Source organism: Phycisphaerae bacterium (genome assembly GCA_019636475.1).
Lineage (GTDB): Bacteria > Planctomycetota > Phycisphaerae > UBA1845 > UTPLA1 > JADJRI01.
Genome location: JAHBXN010000010.1, coordinates 84,627 through 104,787 on the forward strand (window position 1 = coordinate 84,627; position 20,161 = coordinate 104,787).

At 60.2% G+C, this 20,161-nt stretch carries 19 protein-coding genes; 10 read left to right on the forward strand and 9 right to left on the reverse strand.

The annotated features are described in order from the left end of the window. Position 1 precedes the first annotated feature (1 nt). Together thrC and KF841_14925 are read left to right on the forward strand one after the other, a co-directional pair. On the forward strand, positions 2-1,405 hold the full coding sequence (gene thrC, locus KF841_14920; protein MBX3396651.1) for a threonine synthase: 1,404 nt from the start codon (positions 2-4) through the stop codon (positions 1,403-1,405). A 1-nt stretch (position 1,406) separates the two neighbouring features. After that, positions 1,407-1,778: a DUF59 domain-containing protein gene (locus KF841_14925; GenBank protein MBX3396652.1), complete on the forward strand. Its 372-nt coding sequence runs from the start codon at positions 1,407-1,409 to the stop codon at positions 1,776-1,778. Between the two features lie 4 nt (positions 1,779-1,782). Here the strand turns inward: KF841_14925 and KF841_14930 are convergent, their stop codons facing one another. Next, positions 1,783-2,358 (reverse strand): hypothetical protein, encoded by a 576-nt coding sequence (locus tag KF841_14930; protein MBX3396653.1) that lies wholly within the window; start codon positions 2,356-2,358, stop codon positions 1,783-1,785. A gap of 266 nt (positions 2,359-2,624) precedes the next feature. On the opposite strand from KF841_14930, the gene KF841_14935 reads away from it, so the two are divergent. The 3 genes from KF841_14935 (at position 2,625) to KF841_14945 (ending at position 7,245) form a co-directional block, all read left to right on the forward strand. Beyond that, entirely contained in the window at positions 2,625-4,259 is a 1,635-nt protein-coding gene (locus KF841_14935; GenBank protein ID MBX3396654.1) for a UbiD family decarboxylase, read from the forward strand. 123 nt (positions 4,260-4,382) lie between these two features. Beyond that, complete coding sequence (locus KF841_14940; GenBank protein MBX3396655.1) at positions 4,383-5,765, forward strand: 3-deoxy-D-manno-octulosonic acid transferase; 1,383 nt, start codon at positions 4,383-4,385, stop codon at positions 5,763-5,765. Positions 5,766-5,787: 22 nt separating this feature from the next. Continuing rightward, the gene (locus KF841_14945) at positions 5,788-7,245 is read left to right on the forward strand and encodes an APC family permease (GenBank protein MBX3396656.1); all 1,458 of its coding nucleotides are present in this window, start codon (positions 5,788-5,790) and stop codon (positions 7,243-7,245) included. Between the two features lie 82 nt (positions 7,246-7,327). On the opposite strand, the gene KF841_14950 is transcribed toward KF841_14945, so the two are convergent. From KF841_14950 to guaB, 4 genes are all read right to left on the reverse strand, one after another. Then, positions 7,328-7,564 (reverse strand): CDGSH iron-sulfur domain-containing protein, encoded by a 237-nt coding sequence (locus tag KF841_14950; protein ID MBX3396657.1) that lies wholly within the window; start codon positions 7,562-7,564, stop codon positions 7,328-7,330. Between the two features lie 162 nt (positions 7,565-7,726). Further along, positions 7,727-7,894 (reverse strand): hypothetical protein, encoded by a 168-nt coding sequence (locus KF841_14955; protein MBX3396658.1) that lies wholly within the window; start codon positions 7,892-7,894, stop codon positions 7,727-7,729. Between the two features lie 100 nt (positions 7,895-7,994). Continuing rightward, on the reverse strand, positions 7,995-8,648 hold the full coding sequence (locus tag KF841_14960; protein ID MBX3396659.1) for a hypothetical protein: 654 nt from the start codon (positions 8,646-8,648) through the stop codon (positions 7,995-7,997). Continuing rightward, positions 8,632-10,122 (reverse strand): IMP dehydrogenase, encoded by a 1,491-nt coding sequence (guaB, locus tag KF841_14965; protein MBX3396660.1) that lies wholly within the window; start codon positions 10,120-10,122, stop codon positions 8,632-8,634. The genes KF841_14960 and guaB overlap by 17 nt, the downstream gene beginning before the upstream one ends. Before the next feature lie 178 nt (positions 10,123-10,300). Here guaB and KF841_14970 point away from each other — a divergent pair, with 178 nt between their 5' ends. Together KF841_14970 and KF841_14975 are read left to right on the forward strand one after the other, a co-directional pair. Next, entirely contained in the window at positions 10,301-11,221 is a 921-nt protein-coding gene (locus tag KF841_14970; GenBank protein ID MBX3396661.1) for an alpha/beta fold hydrolase, read from the forward strand. Between the two features lie 18 nt (positions 11,222-11,239). Next, positions 11,240-13,261: an AMP-binding protein gene (locus KF841_14975; protein ID MBX3396662.1), complete on the forward strand. Its 2,022-nt coding sequence runs from the start codon at positions 11,240-11,242 to the stop codon at positions 13,259-13,261. 95 nt (positions 13,262-13,356) lie between these two features. Here KF841_14975 and KF841_14980 read toward each other — a convergent pair whose 3' ends face one another. The 4 genes from KF841_14980 to pyrR all read right to left on the reverse strand — a co-directional run bounded on the left by KF841_14980 (position 13,357) and on the right by pyrR (position 17,178). Further along, entirely contained in the window at positions 13,357-13,788 is a 432-nt protein-coding gene (locus tag KF841_14980) for a hypothetical protein (GenBank protein ID MBX3396663.1), read from the reverse strand. 450 nt (positions 13,789-14,238) lie between these two features. Beyond that, on the reverse strand, positions 14,239-15,591 hold the full coding sequence (locus KF841_14985) for a dihydroorotase (protein MBX3396664.1): 1,353 nt from the start codon (positions 15,589-15,591) through the stop codon (positions 14,239-14,241). Between the two features lie 64 nt (positions 15,592-15,655). Next, positions 15,656-16,585, reverse strand: a complete 930-nt coding sequence (locus KF841_14990; protein ID MBX3396665.1) for an aspartate carbamoyltransferase catalytic subunit — start codon at positions 16,583-16,585, stop codon at positions 15,656-15,658. A gap of 71 nt (positions 16,586-16,656) precedes the next feature. Next, complete coding sequence (pyrR, locus tag KF841_14995; protein MBX3396666.1) at positions 16,657-17,178, reverse strand: bifunctional pyr operon transcriptional regulator/uracil phosphoribosyltransferase PyrR; 522 nt, start codon at positions 17,176-17,178, stop codon at positions 16,657-16,659. Between the two features lie 188 nt (positions 17,179-17,366). On the opposite strand from pyrR, the gene KF841_15000 reads away from it, so the two are divergent. The 3 genes from KF841_15000 to KF841_15010 all read left to right on the forward strand — a co-directional run bounded on the left by KF841_15000 (position 17,367) and on the right by KF841_15010 (position 20,088). Next, positions 17,367-18,560, forward strand: coding sequence for an efflux RND transporter periplasmic adaptor subunit (locus KF841_15000; protein MBX3396667.1), 1,194 nt, complete (start codon positions 17,367-17,369; stop codon positions 18,558-18,560). 169 nt (positions 18,561-18,729) lie between these two features. After that, positions 18,730-19,464 (forward strand): ABC transporter ATP-binding protein, encoded by a 735-nt coding sequence (locus KF841_15005; protein MBX3396668.1) that lies wholly within the window; start codon positions 18,730-18,732, stop codon positions 19,462-19,464. A gap of 15 nt (positions 19,465-19,479) precedes the next feature. Then, complete coding sequence (locus KF841_15010) at positions 19,480-20,088, forward strand: hypothetical protein (protein MBX3396669.1); 609 nt, start codon at positions 19,480-19,482, stop codon at positions 20,086-20,088. The last annotated feature ends 73 nt before the right edge of the window (positions 20,089-20,161 follow it).

Here is a 20,161-nt window from a genome sequence, read left to right on the forward strand (position 1 = left end):
TATGACGGATGTCGCCTTTCTTCGCTGCATTCGACCTGCGTGCGCGGCCACGTCAGACCTCGCATCTGATTCATTCATGTGCGATCGCTGCGGTTCACTCCTGGACGTCGCATATCAGTGGGACCGACTGGCGACGCCGGGGCATCTTGGGTTCTTTGATGAACGCCACCAATCGCGGATCGAGCCGATCGATTTCTCCGGCGTCTGGCGATTTCGTGAACTGCTGCCTTTCGCGGTGCCCGAGTCGCTCGTGACGATTGGCGAAGGTCAGACCATTCTCCATGCGGCGGACGTGCGCCGGATTGACCTGCCGCTCCGTTCCGGACAACTCTACTTTCAATACGAAGGACTCAATCCATCCGGCAGCTTCAAGGACAACGGCATGGCGGCCGCCTTTACGATGGCGCGCCGGCTGGGTCGTCAGCGTGTCGCCTGTGCGTCGACCGGCAACACCAGTGCGAGCCTGGCGCTGTACGCATCGCTCACCCGGCTCTCGGATGACCAGCCGATGCAGGGCATCGTCTTCGTTGGAGCCGGCAAAATCGCGTATGGCAAGCTGTCGCAGGCCCTCGACTATGGCGCGCTGACGCTCCAAATCGAAGGCGATTTCGATGCCTGCCTGAAGCAAATTCGAGACGCGGCACCAAGGTTAAAACTGTACCTCATGAACTCGGTGAATCCGTTTCGCCTCGAAGGACAGAAGGCAATCATGTACCGCGTTCTGGAGGCGATGGGATGGGAAGTTCCGGACTGGATCATCGTGCCCGGCGGCAACCTCGGCAATTCGGCGGCCTTCGGCAAGGCGTTCATTGAGTTGCAGGAGCTGGGCCTGGTTCATCGCATGCCCCGCCTGGCGATCGTGAACGCGCGCGGCGCGAACACGCTGTTCGAATTGGTGCACACACGCGGCCTTACATGGAACAACGGCAACTGGGATGACGCGATTGTCGTCGCCCATCGCAACGAACGTGCCAAGGCCGGTCTTCGAGCGCGCACGATCGCCTCGGCCATCGAGATCGCCGACCCGGTCAATCTGCCAAAAGCGCTGCGTTCACTTAGCGCTCTGAATGGCGTCGTCACGGACGTGAGCGATGAAGAGATCCTTGACGAAAAAGCACGAATCGGCCGCAGCGGTTTCGGATGCGAACCGGCCAGTGCCGCAAGCCTGGCTGGACTTCGTCGACTGATTCGCGAGGGCACGGTGGATCACGACGCTCGCGTCGTCTGCATCCTGACCGGCCACGGGCTGAAGGACCCGGACGCAACCGCGAGCTATCATATGGGTGTCAAACAGTTGGAACAGGCGGAGACGCCCGGGGCCCCGGTTCGCCCACATTCAAACCGCCCGATTCGGGTGGCAAACGACCTGGACGCCATCTGCCGAACGATCGAGGAGCATAGCTGATATGGCCCATAGCGCGCAGGATCTCCGCGGTCGGATCGAAAGTGTCCTTCGCACCATTCGCGATCCGGAGATTCCGGTCAACATTGTGGAGTTGGGGCTGATCTACCAGCTTGATGTGAGCGGCACCGGATCGATTGCCATTCGCATGACACTCACGACGCCAAACTGCCCCGTCGCGGGCGACCTGCTTCGGGAAGTGGAGCAGAAGGTTCGAGGTGTGGACGGCGTGACCGAGGCCAGAGTGGATCTCGTCTGGGAACCGCCATGGCAGCGGTCGATGATGTCAGACGCAGCAAAGCTTCAACTTGACATGTTTGACGGCGATATCCCCTCGCACAAGGAAAAGTTCATCAAGCTCGGTCGGCTCAAATAGCCGATCAGCGGGTGTCGAACTCACTGCCGCATTCCGGGCAGCGCCGCCGCTTGAGGCCGGTGAGAATGTAGCCGCAGGAAATACATCTCGTGGGGTCCATCGCCGCTCGCGCAAGCTCGCCTGAAACGCCCAAAGCTCCGACCGCCAGTCCCGCACGATGCAGGATTGTCCGAGCCACCGAGACGGATTCAACAATGAACAGAATGTTCACCAGCGGCACGAACATGGCCAGCGAGATCGTTATACACCGATCCAACAACTTACCCAGGTTGAAAGACTGAACGCCCATCACAACGGCCAGCGCGAAAGTCGGCAGGAGTTCGACCACGCCGATTCGCCAGTCCGCAAGCCAAATCGAGGGGAACAGAAGTAACGCGGCCTGGCCCAGCAAGGCAAACGGTGCAATCCGAATGATCCAGCGAAGTCCACCTGCGACATACACGAGATCATACCGTCCTGCATGAAAATCCAGCCTCGTGCGAAACTCAGTCAGGCCCACCCCACAGAAGATGCAGGCAGCCTCCGGATCGTCCGGGGCATCGAACTTCTGGCGGCAGGCTCGGCACGTGTAGGTTGGCATGATGTCAGCATAGGAATTCTAGCTTCGTCGCTGTTGTTGGCGAGCCGTATTCCCGAGTTCGCGTTCGGAAATGGGGTCTGAAAGACTTTGCGAACGGGAATCGTTAACATCCCGTCGGCGCAACTAGAATTGCCCGACATCTTGCTCGAGCCGGACGTCGCGCCGGACCGAGCTGAATGACGGTTGAGGTGGATCGGCGTCTGCGGAGGATACGAATCCGGCCCGGACGAATTCCCGGCTCATATCAGGCAAATACGGAGAATCCCTTGGCATACCCAGATCTACGTTCATTCGTTGAAGGGCTTGAGAAAGCCGGCCAGCTCCGGCGCGTCCGCGTCGAAGTTGACCCTGAGCTGGAGATTACCGAGATTGCTGACCGGATGTCGAAATCGCCTTCGCCGGAAGGCGGAAACGCCGGCCCAGCCACTGACCCAACGCACGGTCGACTCGGCGGCTACGGGCTGTTGTTTGAGCGCGTTCGAGGCAGCCGGATTCCAGTCGCCATCAATCTTTTCGGTAGCTACGCCCGGATGCGAATGGCGCTCGGGTGCGAAAGCTTCGAGGCACTGGCCGACAAGGTTCAGAAGCTCGTCAAGCCTGAGCCGCCAACGACCTTTCTTGAGAAGGTAAAAATGCTGCCGGAACTGGCCAAGATTGCCAGCTATCCGCCAAAACGGGTCAAGCGCGGCATCTGCCAGGAGGTCGTTCTCACCCAGGATGCCGACCTTCTGGCACTCCCAATCCTCAAATGCTGGCCGCACGATGGCGGATCTGATCTTGAGGTAATCGAAGATGGGAAGTACGGCGGCGCGGAAGCGCATTCTCACGACGCCGCTGCCGGCCGATCCACGGCCAACGAAGTGGAGATTCAATCTCAGCGATCCGGAACGACTGCCCCCGTGGGACGCTACATAACGCTGGCCGGTATTTATACGACCGCGCCGGATGGATCCGAACCCAACATCGGGATGTACCGAATTCAGGTCACTGGATCGAAAAGCGCGATCTACCATTGTCACATGCACCATGATGGCGCGCGGCATCATCGAATGTGGGCCGCGCAGGGAAAGGACATGCCCGTCGCCATCGTTCTCGGCGGCGAGAGCGTCCTGCCCTACGCGGCGACATGTCCGTTGCCCCCCAGCGTTGGCGAATTACTGTTCGCCGGTTTTCTCAATGACGGCGGCATCCCGCTTGTTTCCGCGAAGACCGTCCCGATTGAAGTTCCGGCCAATGCCGAAATCGTGATAGAAGGTTTCGTCAGTGCCCGGGAGACGACGCGCGAGGGCCCCTTTGGCGATCATACCGGCTTCTACAGCCTCGCCGACCGGTTCCCGACGATTCGCGTGACCGCGATCACCCATCGGGAGTCTCCGATCTACCCGACCACGATTGTCGGTCTGCCGCCGATGGAAGACTATGCGATGGGGAAAGCGACCGAGCGCGTCTTCCTGCCGCTACTGCAGATGCTAATACCTGACATCGTGGATTATCACCTGCCCCGATGGGGCGCGTTTCACAACTTCGCCTTCATCAAGATCCGCAAGGAGTATCCGTATCAGGCCCGAAAGGTTGCGAGCAGCATATGGGGCGCGGGGCAGATGATGTTCACAAAGTTCATTGTCATTGTGGATGAGGATATCGACGTTCACGACGAGCAGGCCGTCATGTTCATGGTGGGCGCAAATGTTGATCCGCGTCGGGACACCTTCGTCGTCGATGGGCCGCTCGATATCCTCGACCACTCGGCCCCCTACTGTGGTGCGGGAAGCAAGATCGGAATCGATGCGACTCGCAAGATTCCCGGCGAAGGAATCATCCGAGACTGGCCAAAGCTGCTGCGAATGAATGACGCCACGCGGCGGCTGGTGGACGCCCGCTGGCGAGAATATGGGCTATAGTCCGGCGCACGGGGCGCAAAGGCCGGGCCGGAGCAGGCTGCGACTCACTCGCGACACGACACTTACGTCCTCACGAACTTACCTCGTTGCCAGACGCCCCGGGCCGTCTATGATGGTCCGTTTATGCCAACCTGGCTCATAAATCTCCTCTACGCATTCGCGGCGATCGCCTATCTGCCGGTCCTGCTCTATCAAATGCTGATTCGGAAGAAAAACCGTCGCGGCTGGAGCGAGCGATTCGGAGGCGTCCCCTACAGGACGAGCGAAGGACCCTGCATCTGGATCCACGCGGTTTCGCTTGGGGAGGTGAACGCCACCAAGAGCCTCGTTGCGGAGATTGAAGCAACACTCCCAGAGTTTGAAGTGGTGATTTCCGCCACCACGGACACCGGCTATGCGGCGGCGAGGCGGCTTTATCCTCACAAGCTCATCTTCCGATACCCGCTCGATTTCTCTTTCGTGGTACGGCGCGTTTTCAGTCGCATTCGGCCAAATGCAATCATCCTGATGGAACTCGAGGTATGGCCGAATCTGGTTCGACTTGCCCACGAACGGGATATCCCCATCGGTATCGCCAACGGTCGCATCACGGCAGAGAAATCGATGAAGCGATATGATTTGCCGTTTGTTCGGGATGTCGCCCGGGAGATGTTCTCGTGCATTTCGTGGACGGCCGCGCAGAACGAGGTGTATGCATCGCGTTTCGAGGCGCTGGGAATTCCGCATGACCGAATACGCATCACCGGTTCGATGAAGTACGACACGGCGCAGGTGACCGATACCATTCCGGGCACCGAGCAACTCGCGCTGGCGATGGGGATCGATCGCGCGGCGCCTCTGATTGTCGCAGGTTCCACCGGACCGGGCGAAGAAGACCTGCTGCTCCGGGCATATACTCGCCTGCGTCTCGAAATTCCCAGGATACAACTCGCGATCATCCCGCGAAAACCGGAGCGGTTCAACGACGTGTCTCGCGCGCTCGAGACGCGCGGACACGCCGTCAAGCGGCGAAGCCTCTACCAGGACCCTGGCGGCCCAGATCCTGACGTCGTCGTACCCACAGACATTGCACGCACAGGCGGGCATCTGAGCCGCGAAAAGTCCACGATCTTCCTCGGGGATACGATGGGAGAACTCCGCAAGTTCTACGCTCTTGCGGATGTGGTGTTCGTCGGCCGCACTCTGGTGCCGCTGGGCGGCAGCGACATGATGGAAGTCGCGGCCCTGGCGAAGCCGATGTGCTTCGGACCGCATGTGGACAACTTCGCGGATGTTGCGGAGCGATTGCTCAAGGCGCGCGGCGCGGTTCAGTTCATCAAGGACGACGACCTCGTTCCAACGCTGCGCGGGCTGCTCATGGATCGAGCGGCAGCCGAGGCGATGGGCCGGCGGGCGCAGGATGTCGTTCGAGAGAACACCGGCGCAACGCGACGCACCGTCGAGATGCTGTGCCGTGTCCTTGGGCAATATGCGGAACCAATTCACGAGGATGAATCGGTCGCCTGAGCAGAGCGGCGGGCCGTCACCCATGGACCGAACGAAAGTCACGGCCAGCACGTCGGCTCCATCCGGAGATGGGAAATCCCTTCGCCAGATCATCGGCGCGGTAAGCATCGTCGGTGTCGGAGTTGGCGGCGCGATCGGATCGGGCATCTTCCGAACGCCCGGCGAACTGGCCCAACTAGTGCAATCACCGTGGCATATACTCGGCCTCTGGGCGGCGGCGGGAGTCCTGACACTCATGCAAAGCCTCGTCACCGCCGAGTTGGCCACCCGAATGCCGGAGGCCGGCGGCGAATACCAGTATCTCAAGGCGGCCTACGGCCGATTCGCCGCGTTCATCTTCGGCTGGTCGTTTACGATATTCATTATCGGCGCCGGTGGTGCGACGATTGCCGCGGCACTGGGCGACTTCGCCGCGACTTTGTGTGGACTGAATCCCGCAAATGCGTCTCCGCGATTCGCCTGTGCGGCGATCGCGCTCGTGACCGGCATAAACTGCCTTGGTCTTCGGACAGGCGCGATCACGCAAAATCTGCTTACCGGGTTGAAAGTCGCAAGCGTGATCGGCATCGCGGCCGGGGCCATGATTGTCGCGGGCCGATGGATTCCGGCCGAGGCACCGGCTCAAACCGTGTCAACGGCATCGAGCTCGATCGATGCTGTGGCGCACGGCACCGCGGTGCCGATGTCCTTCTGGGGAAAATCCGCCCTGCTGTTCCAGGCGATGCTGCTTGCTTTCTGGCCTTATACCGGCGCGACCGATCCGGCAAAGCTGGCCGAGGAGACGCGCGATGTCCGTCACGCGATGCCGCGTGCCCTCGTCACCACGGTCGTCATATTGACGATTGTCTATATGCTATACAACTACGCCCTGCTCTGCGCTATGCCGCCCTCGACGACGGCCGCCCGGCCTGATGTTCATTCCGCCATTTTCCATGACGTGAAGGGCCTGCCGATCGAGACGCTGATTCTCATTGCGAGCATCCTGATCTGTCTTGGCGCCCTCTCAAGTGTTTTCCTGGCGAACACCCGGGTGACGTTCGCCTTGGCTCGCGACGGCCTGACCTTTCAATTGCTCGGCCGCATGTCGCCCCATCAAGCTCCGACGGCCTCACTGATTGCCTGCGGCGCGATCGCCTGTGCCTTCGCCCTGAGCCGCGGCTTCTCGCAGATCCTGAGCATTTACTTCATGGGGAGTACAATATTGTTCGGACTGGCCTATGCGAGCCTGATTGTGCTTCGGCGGCGCGACGCAGCCCTGAACCAACCCTTCCCGAGCGACGCATTTCGCCTGCCGGGCGGCATTCCGATTGCGTGTGTCCTGATTCTGGTCGAAGTAGCCATCGCTGCAAGCCTTGTCCATGCAGACGTCATGACGTGGAGCGGACCGGCCGGACAGCGCAGCTATGACACGCTATACTCGCTTTCGTTTTTTGGAGTCCTCGCCATCTTTTTCCTTGCATGGAGAAGACGCCGCGCGTAATTGATGTGCGGGGCGGCCGTTCAAAGGCTGCGCCCGAACGTAAGCGGCCGCCGCGAGAGTCGTGAAGGCATGCCAAGTCAATCTAGCAACGACTGTGGGTGCCGTCACACCAGGGCAGATTGCCGCTTCGATGGCACTGACAGACGGCCTTTCGGGCCGGATCGGTAATCTCGGTCACGATCGGCGCGAGGCCGGTGTTCTCCCGCTTGTGGGCCCCATCGCAGTAAGGCAACTTGGCAGACAGGCCGCATTGGCAGTACGCCTTCCTGCCGGGCGTTTCGTCAATGACCAGCGGCGCTTTGCCGTGAATCGGTTCCATCGATCATGAACCTCCAGAGAAGGACGCCCCGCGGCCGGATAGTCCCGGCGGCGGGGCGCGATGTGCGAACTGAATTACGTATGGACGCCTGACATGGATCGAGACTGACACATGCGGACCGAACACGGATGCGTCGGCCCGATTCGAGTCAGAACCGCTCCATCACTTCTTATCCTTGCAGCACGGAGCAGTGCAACCTTCCTTGCACTCCTTCTTGCAGTCCGACGCGCACTCCTTCACGCAGCATTTCTTTTCGGTGCAGCCGGCGCCCGTCAGAGTGAAACAACAGGCCATCGCCACAATCAACAGGACTCGGGAGATCAGTTTCATATCTCAACTCCTATTCACAAGGTGCAACACGAATCGCACAGGAAACCCGGCCCACACAGGCCAAGTCTCCAATCGATTGCCGTTCGATGGAATGCCGACCTCAGGGCGTGGTCGCGGAATTCGTTGATGTCGATTCCGCTTCCGGCTCTTCAACCTCTGCTCCATCGCTGATTCGCAGCGTGGAGTCGGGGCTGAGATGGTTTCCGTCCGGCGGCTCTCGGGATGCGGAATCCGATCGCCGGGCGTCGTGATCGTAACCGGCAAAATTCCGATCGATTCTGCCGTCAGACTCCATGAGCGTTCCTGGTGGAGTCACAACCGCGCTGGCAGGCCATAACAGTCCATTGACAAAGAAGAAACGCCCCGGACCGTACGCGGTGTGCAGGTAGTCCACCCAGTTCCATGCGAAATGGGTGTCCGGCGCATCCCGATCGTTCGGATCCGTCACATCGTTCCCTTTGTCTTCGAACGGATCTTCAAACCACAGCGGCCAATGCGTGACCGCGCCATTCTCGTAGTAGGCGACAGTAGTCTCGCCCCGGCGGGCAAGCGGCGAATAAAACTCTCGCTTGCCCTTGAAGCCTTCGGCGCTGGCGGTGGTCAATTCCACGTCGATCGACGCGCTTGAGTCCTTGAATGGATCGTTCACATGAGAACACCCGCCAACAATGCCGACAAACGCCGCAGCCAACAAACCGAACAGCGGGACGACTCGCAGACCAGGTGATGCGAAACGATCAAACTTCGATGGCATTCTCAATTGCATAGTTCGGAGCTTCCTCAGTGATCATCATATTATGCGGATGCGACTCCGTCATGCTCGCACCGCTGACACGCACGAATCGCGCGTCCTGCCTCAATGCCTCGATCGACGGCGTGCCGCAGTATCCCATGCCCGCTCGAAGGCCGCCAACAAGCTGGTAGGTCAACTCGGCCAATCCGCCCCGGTAAGGCACCCGTCCTTCAACACCTTCGGGAACCAGCTTGTCGCGGTCCGTCACGTCTTTCTGACTATATCGGTCGGCACTGCCGCTGCCCATCGCGCCCAGGGAGCCCATTCCGCGATATTCCTTGAATCGCCGACCCTTCCAGATCACCAACTGACCGGGAGATTCATCCAGCCCGGCAAACAGCGAGCCGAGCATCACGGCACTAGCGCCGGCCGCGATGGCCTTCGTAATATCCCCGGAGTAGCGCACACCGCCATCGGCGATGAGGGGAATGCCTGCATCGTGAGCGGTCGATGCCACGTTCATGATCGCAGTCACTTGCGGTATGCCGACGCCGGACACCACGCGCGTCGTGCAGATGGAGCCGGGACCGATTCCGACTTTGACACAGTCGGCCCCGGCGTCGATCAGGTCTCGGGCGGCCTCGGCGGTTGCAATGTTGCCGGCAATGACATCGATGCTGAAGCGGCGTTTGATCTCGCGAACCGTGTTGATGACGTTGTCGCTGTGGCCATGCGCTGAATCGACACCGATGACGTCCACGCCGTTCTCGATCAGCGCCTCGACCCGCTCAAATTCAAACACTCCGACCGCCGCGCCGACGCGGAGCCTGCCCCGCTCGTCACGGCAGCTCTTGGGGAATTGCCGATTCTTGTCGATGTCTTTGATGGTGATCATCCCGACAAGGTGATAGTCGTCGTTGACGAGCAGCAGCTTTTCAACTTTGTGCTTCTGAAGGATGCGGTCGGCTTCATCGAGCGAGGTGTTCGGCGGCGCGGTCACGAGCTTCTCATGCGTCATGACATCGCGAACGTGCTGCGTCTCCGCCGAATGATCGTCGGAATGGTCGAGAAACTTCAGATCGCGCCGGGTGAGTATCCCGACAAGGCGATTGTCATCCTCAACAATCGGCACGCCGGAAATGTTATGAAGCCGCATCAGAACGGCCGCCCGCTCCACCGTGTCGGAGGGCCTGAGCGTCACGGGATCGAGGATGACGCCGTTGGCACTGCGTTTGACCTTATCCACTTCGCGGCATTGGGCCTCGATTGTCAGATTCTTGTGAATGATGCCGAGCCCGCCCTCCTGCGCCAGAGCAATCGCCAGGCTGGACTCGGTCACGGTGTCCATTGGCGCCGACAGCAATGGAATATTGAGGTGTATGTTCCGCGTGAGCTGCGTACGCACATCCACATCTTTGGGGACGATGTTGCTGCGCGCGGGGACGAGCAGTACGTCGTCGAATGTGATTGCGTCGCCGATGATTTTGTTCCGCATGGGGCCGCGTCCGAGGTGAAACGAATTTTCGCGGATTCTAACCGCATATGCCTTGGCGGCAAATCGAATCAGCTTCGTTGCCGGCCGCCTGCCGGAGTATCGAATCCCGGTGCGAAAGCCGCCTTGAGGCTTCGGCCGCTTTTGCCGCTTCCGACGCCACAGCTTATCATCGGTCGCGATGAAAAACGATCTGACCGGCCAGGCTCGGTGGCGGAGCTTATACCCGTTCGAGAGCCATTACATTGACCGCGCGGGGCTGCGCTACCATTACCTGGATGAATACACCGGCTCCGGTGACCGACGAAACGCCCCAACCGTCGTCATGGTTCACGGCAACCCCACCTGGTCGTTTTATTTCCGAGAGATTGTGAAGGCACTGCGCCCCACGCACCGCTGTATCGTTCCCGACCATATAGGCTGCGGACTCTCCGACAAACCACCGCAAAGCATTTACGACTACCGCCTGGCTAGGCGGATCGACGATCTGGAAGCTCTGCTCGATCATCTCCTGATCGAGGAGGATGTGACCATTTTTGTCCACGACTGGGGCGGCATGATCGGCATGGGCGCCGCCCTGCGAAATCCCGATAGGATCGCCCGCCTCATCATCACAAACACCGCCGCATTTCTGCCGGCCGACGGATTTGAGCTTCCGTGGATGCTCAAACTTCTGCATCGCGACACGCCCTTCGCGAAATGGGCGGCTCAAGGTCTGAATCTTTTCGCCCGCGGTGCCGCCTGGACCGCGTCCGCCCGCGGTCTGCCGACCGACGTGAAGCGCGGGCTCATCGCACCCTACAACACTTACGACAACCGCCTCGCCACGCGCCTCTTCGTGCAAGACATCCCACTGACACCCGATCATCCGTCCTACGCGGCGGCCAAATGGATCGACGAAAACCTTCAGCGGCTGGCGAACCGGCCAACATTGATCTTGTGGGGGTTGCAGGACTATGTATTCGACGCGAGGTTTCTCGAAGAATGGATGCGGCGATTCCCGGCGGCGGAAGTCCATGCATGGGAAGATGTAGGGCACTACCTGCTGGAAGATGTGGCGGAACGAATCCGTGACGTGGTGACTCAATTCGCCCTGAAATGAACGTTTCCATACCACCGGATGAGCAAGGAAGAATCACGACCGTCTGTCAACGTCGCCGCGTGGCTTCCGCTGCGCGCCGCAGAACAACCTGATAAACCCGCGATCATCTGGCGAAGCGGTCGGGACCGTGCGGGCCGAGCGATTTACTCGCAATTCACTTTTCGCCAGATGAATCAGGAATCCGACGCGTGTGCGTTCGGAATGAAGAATGCAGGCATCCATCGAGGCACGCGCACCATTCTCATGGTACGCCCATCGCCGGAGTTCTTTGTCCTCACGTTTGCACTTTACAAGATCGGCGCGGTCCCCGTCCTGATCGATCCGGGCATGGGCCGACACAACATGGTTGAATGTCTGCGGGCAGTAGACGCCGAAGCGTTTATTGGCATTCCTCTTGCCCAGATTCTCCGCATCATGAACCGCCGCGCCTTCAGTCGAGTGCGCGTGGCCATAACCGTCGGTCGCCGCTGGTTCTGGCGCGGCCCGCGTCTGTCCGACATCCGGGCCGACGGCGCCGAGATCATGGCATCACCCGAAGCACAAACCGAGTCCGCTCGCGAACGATCCGCCGCCGCCGAATCGAACGCGCATCAGGTGCGACTCTCCAGCCCGGGCGCGCGATCCTTCCCGATGGCGGACACCGCCCCAGACGATCCCGCCGCCATCATCTTCACCACTGGGAGCACCGGTCCGCCCAAGGGGGTGCTCTATCGTCACGGCATGTTTGACGCCCAGGTGCGCATCCTTCGCGAGCGGTTCGACATCCGGCCTGATGAGATTGACCTGCCGACATTTCCACTTTTCGCCCTGTTCGATCCGGCGCTCGGCATGTCTGCTGTCATTCCTGAGATGGACTTCACCCGCCCGGCGCTTGTCGATCCGATTCGCATCATCGAAGCGGTCCGTGACAATGGCGTGACACACATGTTCGGCTCCCCCGCCCTGCTGGATCGAGTCGGCCGATATGGTGAGGCGCACGGTGTATCGCTCCCAACGATCCGGCGTGTCATTTCGGCCGGCGCGCCGGTCCCGCCCGAAACCATCCGCCGATTCATGACCATGCTTCGCACCGGAGGCGATGTGGTTGCCCCGGCGACGTCTTCGGTTTCCGGCAGGGAAACAGACGATCAAGCCGGCCTGAAAATCCCCGGCAGTCATCCGCAACCTGACCGGGCAGGCGATGGGGAAACTCCCGCGACCGTCGGACCCACCCAGATTTTCACGCCGTACGGCGCAACCGAAGCCCTTCCCGTTGCAGTCATTGGCAGCGACGAGATTCTCGGCGAAACGGCCGCAAGTGCCGCCCGAGGGCTTGGCACCTGCGTCGGCAGGCCCGTGCGGCAGGTCGAAGTGCGAATCATCCGCATTACCGACGATCCCATCGATGCGTGGTCAGACGATCTCGTGCTTCCTACCGGCGAAGTGGGCGAAATCGCTGTTAAGGGCCCCGTCGTCACGCGCGAATACATCACGAGCGAATCCGCCAACCGACTTGCCAAGATCCGCGAAAACCCGCCACCACTCCACCACGAACAGCGAGTAAGCGACGCCCCAACGCAATCGCACGCCGACCCCACTGCCCAAGCGCGGTCTGTCGAGCCGGGGAATGCGTCAGACGTATGGCACCGTATGGGAGACCTGGGCCGCATCGACTCACAAGGCCGCCTTTGGTTCTACGGACGAAAATCCCACCGTGTCACCACCGTGCGAGGCACCCTGTTTACCGAGCCGGTTGAGGCCATTTTCAACCAGCACCCGAAGGTCCGTCGCAGCGCTCTTGTCGGCATCGGCGATCGAGGCTGTCAGACGCCGATCGTCTGCATCGAAATTGACCATCGCGCACTCGAAGCCGCGGATCATTCCAACCCGAACAAGCTGGGTGAGGAACTGTTCCAGCTCGGCTCCCAATATCCGTTTACCCGCGACATCGACACATTTCTGATCCACCCCGAATTCCCGGTGGACATTCGCCACAACTCAAAAATCTTTCGCGAGAAACTGGCGGTATGGGCGGCCGATCAGATTCGGCGCAGACGATGACACCGCGTCGGCGGAGGCATCCGCCGCTTATTGCGCGTCATGTGGAGACGATTTCAAGAAGCCCGCCGCGGAAGGAAATGATTGTCATGCGGAGCTTAAACCGGAATCAACTGCGGCACGTCAAACCGCAGGGCAAATCCGACGAGATGGGAGTCGCCCCGGGTCACATCGAACTCAAGTCGAATCACCGTGCCATAACCGAGTGACGGCGCCTGATGCGGCGAGGAACTCGCATATTCCATTGATGAAGCAATTCGTACTTCATAGCGCTGCCCGACACCAAGGCCGTAGCCGACCGGCGCTGTGGCAAATACACCGGCATCGCAAATGTCGGCCGTCTTGCATCGAACCACCGAACGAGCCGCGGAATCAATCAGCCAGAGGTCGCACGCCAATTCGCGGCGTGCATAATTTCGCTGATCCCGTTTGTCGGCACTTCCTGCGAGCAGGCCCCACCGATCAAGCATCGGGGGCGTCTGAAGATACGGTGAACCAACCGGAATCGGAGTGGGAAGATTTGCGGCCATCGTGGGTCTCCTCGCCGGAAGCGGCGAAATCAGATCTTCAAACCGGGATCTCTGGTACTCACGACAGCGACACACTCGCTGTTCGTAACTCCCGCGTCACAATGCAACTCTTGGTAAAGCAGTTACATCCGCGAGCCAGAAAAGCCCTTCCACCCCCGGTTCAGCAACTTCCCCTGCCGATATCTGCTCGATTCACACTCGCCATTTGTCGGCGTGATCGAACAGGCACTCCAGCTTCATACTCGGACGCAATGGGCCGACGATCGGGCCCAAACAGGCCGAAACTGCGGATCGAACCCACGAGCGTAACGGAGCCAGCCTCAGGGTAGTCTCCCTACGCACATTATCCGACCCTCTGATATTGTACTTGATTCGGCAAAAACTGCAAGGAAATCTGATCAGGATGCGCCTGACTCGGCAATATGACCCGGATTGGTCAGGAAATTTGCGTCAGCGAACGCCAACAGATGGCTCGCCGCTCGCCACGCCAGAATGACGATCGAAACTAACTCGACCTGCGACAATTGTTTGCGTCGCCCTGCCGCGAACCTGCCAACCGCCAAACGGCGTATTCCGACTTCGTGAAAGGAACTCACTGGGGGATATCACCCATTCTTCCGCAGGATCGATTATCGTGATGTCTGCAATCGCTCCGGGCGCAAGTGTGCCGCGTCCCAACTTTAATAGTTTCGACGGCAAACAGGAAAGCCGCTCGATCAATCCGGGCCAGTCCAACAGCCTGGTTTCGATCAGGGCGCGAATGAAGAGCGGAAGCGCAGTTTCCAGGCCAACGATGCCGAACGGCGCAGTCTGAAAATCGAAGGCCTTTTCGTCCGCCCCATGTGGCGCGTGATCGGTCACGAGGCAGTCGATGGTGCCATCAGCGACACCCTCGCGACACGCCTCGACATCGCGCTCGGTGCGAAGCGGTGGATTCATTTTGAAATTCGTGTCGTAGTCTCCTATGTCCCGCTCGGTCAGAAGCAGGTGATGCGGGCACACCTCGGCCGTGACGCGGATGCCGCGCCGTCGCGCCTCGCGGATCATCCGGACCGCGCCGGCCGTGGAAATGTGGGCTGCGTGGTACGCCGTGCCAGTGCTTTCTGCCAGAAGCAGGTCACGCTGCAGCATCACCTCCTCCGCAAGCGGAGACAGACCGGGCAGCCCGAGTCGCGTCGCGGTCAGCCCCGCGTTCATGCACCCGCCGGATGCCAGATCGGCATCCTCGCAGTGCTGAATCAAAGGCACGTCGAACATCTTTGCATACTGGAGTGCGCGCAGCATCGTGTTCGAATTGGCCACGCCGCAGCCGTCGTCGGTGAATGCCACGGCGCCAGCACGAACCATATGCCCCATTTCAGCCAGTTCCAGGCCTTGTCGGCCCTTCGTGATTGCTCCGATCGGAAACACGTTGCAAAGCCCGCTGCGCGCGGCCTGCCTGAGGACGAATTCAACCATCGCCTCATTGTCTATCGCAGGCTGTGTGTTTGGCATGCAGGCAATTGAAGTGAAGCCGCCTGCGACGGCCGCCGCACTGCCGGAGCCGATTGTCTCCTCATCCTCGTTGCCCGGCTCGCGAAGATGGACGTGGATATCGATCAGTCCGGGACACACAATCAGACCGGTTGCATCGATCTCAATTCGCCCGGGAGCGGACGATTCCGGCGCGGAAGCCCTGCCATCGACCGGGTTGATCGATTCAATCCTGCCGTCAACGACTGTCACATCGGCGATCTGATCCAGATTCCGCGATGGATCGACGACACGGCCGCTACGAATGATGAGGTTTGAATTCTTCACCATACGATTCTCATCACCAATCGAAAAGACTCCATCATTCGGAAACATCCGGCGCGACGTGCCCCATTCATCCGGCTCCGAGTGCCTGCGTGCAGAGGAACATCACGGCCATGCGCACCGCCAAGCCATTTGTCACCTGCTCCAGAATGACGCTTCGACCGCCGTCCGCCACGTCACCCGCCATTTCGACTCCCCGGTTGATCGGCCCCGGGTGCATCACCAGTACATCCTGCCGGGCGCGTTTCATCCGCTCGTTGGTCAATCCGAACAGGCGTGTGTATTCACCAAGACTCGGAAAGACATTCGAGCCCAGCCGCTCCATCTGAATGCGGAGCATGTTGATGACATCGAATTCGCCGATCACGGAATCAAAATCGTGCACGACCCGCGCCCCCATCTTCGCGAACGCGCCAGGCACCATGGTCGTGGGCCCCACAAAGGTGACTTCGGCGCCAAGCTTCAGGAGGCCGTGAAGGTTCGATCGCGCCACGCGCGAGTTTCCCACGTCACCCACAATCGCCACCTTCAGCCCGTCAATCCGGCCCTTTGCCTTTCGGATCGTGTATATATCAAGGAGGCCCTGCGTCGGATGTTCATGGCGGCCGTCGCCCGCGTTGATGACGCAGCACTTCGTGTTCTTCGCGATGAGGTGATTCGCCCCCGACGACGAGTGGCGGCAAACGATCACGTCGATACCCATCGCCTCGATGTTCCGCACGGTATCCCGAAGTGATTCGCCCTTTGAGAGTGAGCTGGCCTTGGCGGTGAAATCGATGACGTCCGCGCTGAGACGCTGTGCCGCCAGCGTGAAACTCGTGCGCGTACGGGTTGAATCCTCGAAGAAGAGATTCACCACGACCCGGCCGCGAAGCGCCGGCACCTTTTTGACGCTGCGGGTGGAGACATCCTCGAACGCCGCGGCGGTATCGAGAATCAAGTTGATCTCGTCGGACGTGAGTTCTTCAAGCGTGAGCAAATTGCGGTGGGGCCAAACCATGGATTCACGCTGAGTCGAGCGAGCCGCTGCGACGAAATTGCCTGCGTCGCGGACGGAATTGCCAGGTCCGTTCATCCATCCATCTCCACGCGATCGACGCCGCCGGATTCTCTCAGCAGTACGGTGACGTGACGATCATCGCCCGGCGTCTTCACACCCACGAAATCCGGCTGAATCGGAAGCTCGCGTCCGCCCCGATCGACAAGCACCGCCAGCCGGATCGCCCTGGGTCTTCCAAGATCCTTGATCGCGTCCAGTGCGGCGCGAATCGACCGACCCGAGTAGATGACGTCGTCAACCAGAATCAAATACTTGCCTGCCACATCGAACGGAATTTCCGTCGTGCGGACGACCGCGGCCGGGCCGATTTCGGCGAGATCATCCCGATAAAGTGTGATGTCGAGAGTACCGAATTCGACCTGCGAAACTCCGTGGGCCGCGAGTCTTTCAATTAATCTTGCTGCCAAAGTATCGCCACGACTGCGAATGCCGATGACAGCAACCGACGCCGTCGCGGGTATCGACGCGGAAATTTCGCCGGCGATCCGCTCCAGCGCCGCCGCGATTCCGTTCTCGTCCAGCAATACACTCATTTACCCGCGAGAATACCGAAGGGCCCCTATCGTGACAAGGCGGCCAGGATGGGGCGACAAATCCCATCCGCCACGAATGCGCAGAATCGCCTCGGTTCCTTGGTCCGGCAAGGTGACGATTCGCGGATCGCGGCTATAATGTTCCCAGACAAAATTCTGTGAAAAATTCGCTGTGAGGCGCATGGATTATGAAGTTGCTTGGCACTGTGGCCGTGCTGTTGGGCCTGACCTTCGGTGGATGGTTCGCGTACAACAAATTCCTCAAGGAGGTACCGGTCAGCGGCTTCGTAACAAAGCCGGTCATGCGCGGAGACATCGTCAAGACCGTCTCGGCCACGGGTACGATCGAGCCCCTCGTGAAAGTGATCGTCGGATCCGAGTTGAGCGGCCGAATCAAGAAGTGGTACGCCGATTTTAATGCGCCCGTCGGGACCGGAACGGTCCTCGCCGAGATTGACCCGGACCGCTTCCAAACCACGCACGACCGGTCCGCCGCGGAACTCGAGCTGGCCAAGGCACGCGAGGAGGAACTTCTGGTTCGCTACAAGGATGCCGAGCGAGAACGCAAGCGAATCGAGGGTCTTCGCGCACAGAACAATGCAAGCGAAAACGAACTCCTCATCGCCCGTGCCAACGAAGAGGCTGCAAAAGCCGCTTGGCACGGTTCCATCGCCAGCATCAAGTCGGCGGAGGCCATCCTCAATTCCGCCCGGGTCGATCTGGAGCGAACGGTTATCCGCTCACCGATCGACGGCGTCGTCATCGCCCGAAACATCGAGGACGGTCAAACCGTTGCCGCATCGTTTCAGGCCCCCGAGTTGTTCGTCATCGCCAATGACCTGACCAAAATGCAAGTGAATGCCAACGTCTCCGAAGCCGACATCGGCCTGATCCATGAGGGCGGCCCGGCGAGTTTTCGAGTCGATGCCTATCCCAACCGTCAGTTTCACGGAACGATTTCCCAGATTCGATTCAACGCCACGGCGCTCGACGGCGTCGTGACCTACGTCACCCTCATCGAAGCGACCAACGAGGATCTGGCTTTGCGACCCGGCATGACCGCAAACATCACGTTTGAGGTGGCGAGGGCCGACGGCGTCCTTCAGATCCCGAATGCAGCGCTTCGGTTTGATCCGAACCCGCCCGACCCGGCTGGCATGGCGATGAAGCCGCTCTCCGGACCGCCAAAGCCGACCGTCTATATCAATCGTGACGGCAAGCCGACTCCGCGAGAAGTCAAAGTCGGACTCACGAACGGCATGCTCACGCAACTCATCGGTGACGAACTCAAGGAAGGCGACGAAGTCATCATCGAACGGAACTACAGCGGCGGCGGAACAGGCGGCGCCAGGCGTATGGGCGTGCCCACTCGCCGCATGTGAACAGGCGAATGGGCAGCGCGACGTCCAATTTGGCTGTGATCGCGGTCAAGGTGACGATCGCCTCGGCGCCGGCCGCTCCTTACCCCCCAGAACAGGAAACGGAACTGACTTGATTCGATCCGCCTCTTCCAATCCCGCTGCACCCGCCGATAGTCGCAATCCATGTCCCATTGTCGACGTCCGCGATGTCCACAAGACTTATCACATCGGTGAGGTTGCCGTGCCGGCTGTGCGCGGCGTCACGCTGACGATCCATCGGGGCGAGATGATCGCCATCATGGGCCCCAGCGGCTCGGGAAAATCCACGCTTATGCACGTTCTGGGATGCCTCGATCGGTGTGATCGCGGCGTCTATTTGCTTGACGGCGTGGACGTGACACGCATGTCCAAGACTCAGCTCTCGGCAATCCGCAACCAGAAGCTCGGCTTTGTATTCCAGAGCTTCAACCTGTTGCCGCGCACCACTGTGCTTGACAATGTCGCGATGCCCCTGAGTTATGCCGGCGTGCGACGGCGCGAACGGCGTCGCCGCGCGGCCGAAATGCTGGAGCTGGTCGGTCTTGGAAATCGCTCGCACCACCATAGCAATCAGCTCTCCGGCGGACAGCAGCAGCGCGTCGCCATCGCGCGATCGTTGGTCACCAACCCGGTGCTCCTGCTCGCCGACGAGCCAACGGGCAATCTCGACAGCAAGACGGGTATGGAGATCATGGCCTTGCTGCAGAGACTCAACCAGGACAGCGGGCTGACGATCGTCCTCGTCACGCATGAGCCGGACATCGCGGTCTATGCACAGCGGACCCTTTCCGTCAAAGATGGTCTCGTCGAGTCCGATCGAATGAACCAACAGGTTAAGGCGATTCCGGCATCGGCGCCGGCTCACGCGCCCGCCGTCGCGTCCTGACCTTTGCCGCCTCACATGACGCTGAATCCCGAATCCAGAAGGCAGGACGTACCCGACCCGAACACCTCCCCATCCAAGCGCAGGCCGGAGATTCATCTCTCGACCAATATTCCGGAAGTGGATGGAGTAGTCGCACATTCCGATTCGCGCGAGGCACGATACCACGCCCGAGAAGAGACGCTTCACGACGATCATGTGCAGTTGCTTCGGTATCCCATACCGGCCAGGCCGCTTCATCTCTGCCCGCACTGTGACTACAACCTGACGTCGCTTCGAAAGGCTCGCTGCCCCGAATGCGGAGAGGTCTTCACCCTCGTCGAAGCCAGACGCCGCGGCGCGCGACATCTACCCCACGTTCGGCAGGACACCTTCGCAGTGCTCGCCTACAAGCTCACCCTGACCTGTGGCGTCGCGCTCTTCCTGCTCAGCCCGATCTATGGATTCGTCGGCCCCTGCCAGATGCGCGCCGGCTTGGCCGCATGGTTGGTGTGCCTCTCCGCGCTCGTCGCAATCTTCGCAACAATGTACCGGGTCTATTTCCAGCGAACCCTGGCGGAGGCGGCCTTGATCGCAGGAATCCTCAATGCCACCATTGTCGCCATTATGGTCATTATGCTGGCCTGATCGATCCCGTCTGTTTTCATTTGTTTTGCGAATCAGCATCGTGTCGATCAGCGGCCGCGAGATTATCATGATC

Excerpts from the sequence above, each read along its gene's own strand:
- KF841_14945 (MBX3396656.1), top strand. The coding sequence starts at position 5,788 with ATGGACCGAACGAAAGTCACGGCCAGCACGTCGGCTCCATCCGGAGAT.
- KF841_14970 (MBX3396661.1), top strand. The coding sequence starts at position 10,301 with ATGAAAAACGATCTGACCGGCCAGGCTCGGTGGCGGAGCTTATACCCG.
- KF841_15010 (MBX3396669.1), top strand. The coding sequence starts at position 19,480 with ATGACGCTGAATCCCGAATCCAGAAGGCAGGACGTACCCGACCCGAAC.
- KF841_14975 (MBX3396662.1), top strand. The coding sequence starts at position 11,240 with ATGAGCAAGGAAGAATCACGACCGTCTGTCAACGTCGCCGCGTGGCTT.
- KF841_14955 (MBX3396658.1), bottom strand. The coding sequence starts at position 7,894 with ATGAAACTGATCTCCCGAGTCCTGTTGATTGTGGCGATGGCCTGTTGT.
- KF841_14960 (MBX3396659.1), bottom strand. The coding sequence starts at position 8,648 with ATGCCATCGAAGTTTGATCGTTTCGCATCACCTGGTCTGCGAGTCGTC.
- KF841_14940 (MBX3396655.1), top strand. The coding sequence starts at position 4,383 with ATGCCAACCTGGCTCATAAATCTCCTCTACGCATTCGCGGCGATCGCC.
- KF841_14930 (MBX3396653.1), bottom strand. The coding sequence starts at position 2,358 with ATGCCAACCTACACGTGCCGAGCCTGCCGCCAGAAGTTCGATGCCCCG.
- thrC (MBX3396651.1), top strand. The coding sequence starts at position 2 with ATGACGGATGTCGCCTTTCTTCGCTGCATTCGACCTGCGTGCGCGGCC.
- pyrR (MBX3396666.1), bottom strand. The coding sequence starts at position 17,178 with ATGAGTGTATTGCTGGACGAGAACGGAATCGCGGCGGCGCTGGAGCGG.
- KF841_14950 (MBX3396657.1), bottom strand. The coding sequence starts at position 7,564 with ATGGAACCGATTCACGGCAAAGCGCCGCTGGTCATTGACGAAACGCCC.
- KF841_15000 (MBX3396667.1), top strand. The coding sequence starts at position 17,367 with ATGAAGTTGCTTGGCACTGTGGCCGTGCTGTTGGGCCTGACCTTCGGT.
- KF841_14925 (MBX3396652.1), top strand. The coding sequence starts at position 1,407 with ATGGCCCATAGCGCGCAGGATCTCCGCGGTCGGATCGAAAGTGTCCTT.
- guaB (MBX3396660.1), bottom strand. The coding sequence starts at position 10,122 with ATGCGGAACAAAATCATCGGCGACGCAATCACATTCGACGACGTACTG.
- KF841_14980 (MBX3396663.1), bottom strand. The coding sequence starts at position 13,788 with ATGGCCGCAAATCTTCCCACTCCGATTCCGGTTGGTTCACCGTATCTT.
- KF841_14985 (MBX3396664.1), bottom strand. The coding sequence starts at position 15,591 with ATGGTGAAGAATTCAAACCTCATCATTCGTAGCGGCCGTGTCGTCGAT.
- KF841_14990 (MBX3396665.1), bottom strand. The coding sequence starts at position 16,585 with ATGGTTTGGCCCCACCGCAATTTGCTCACGCTTGAAGAACTCACGTCC.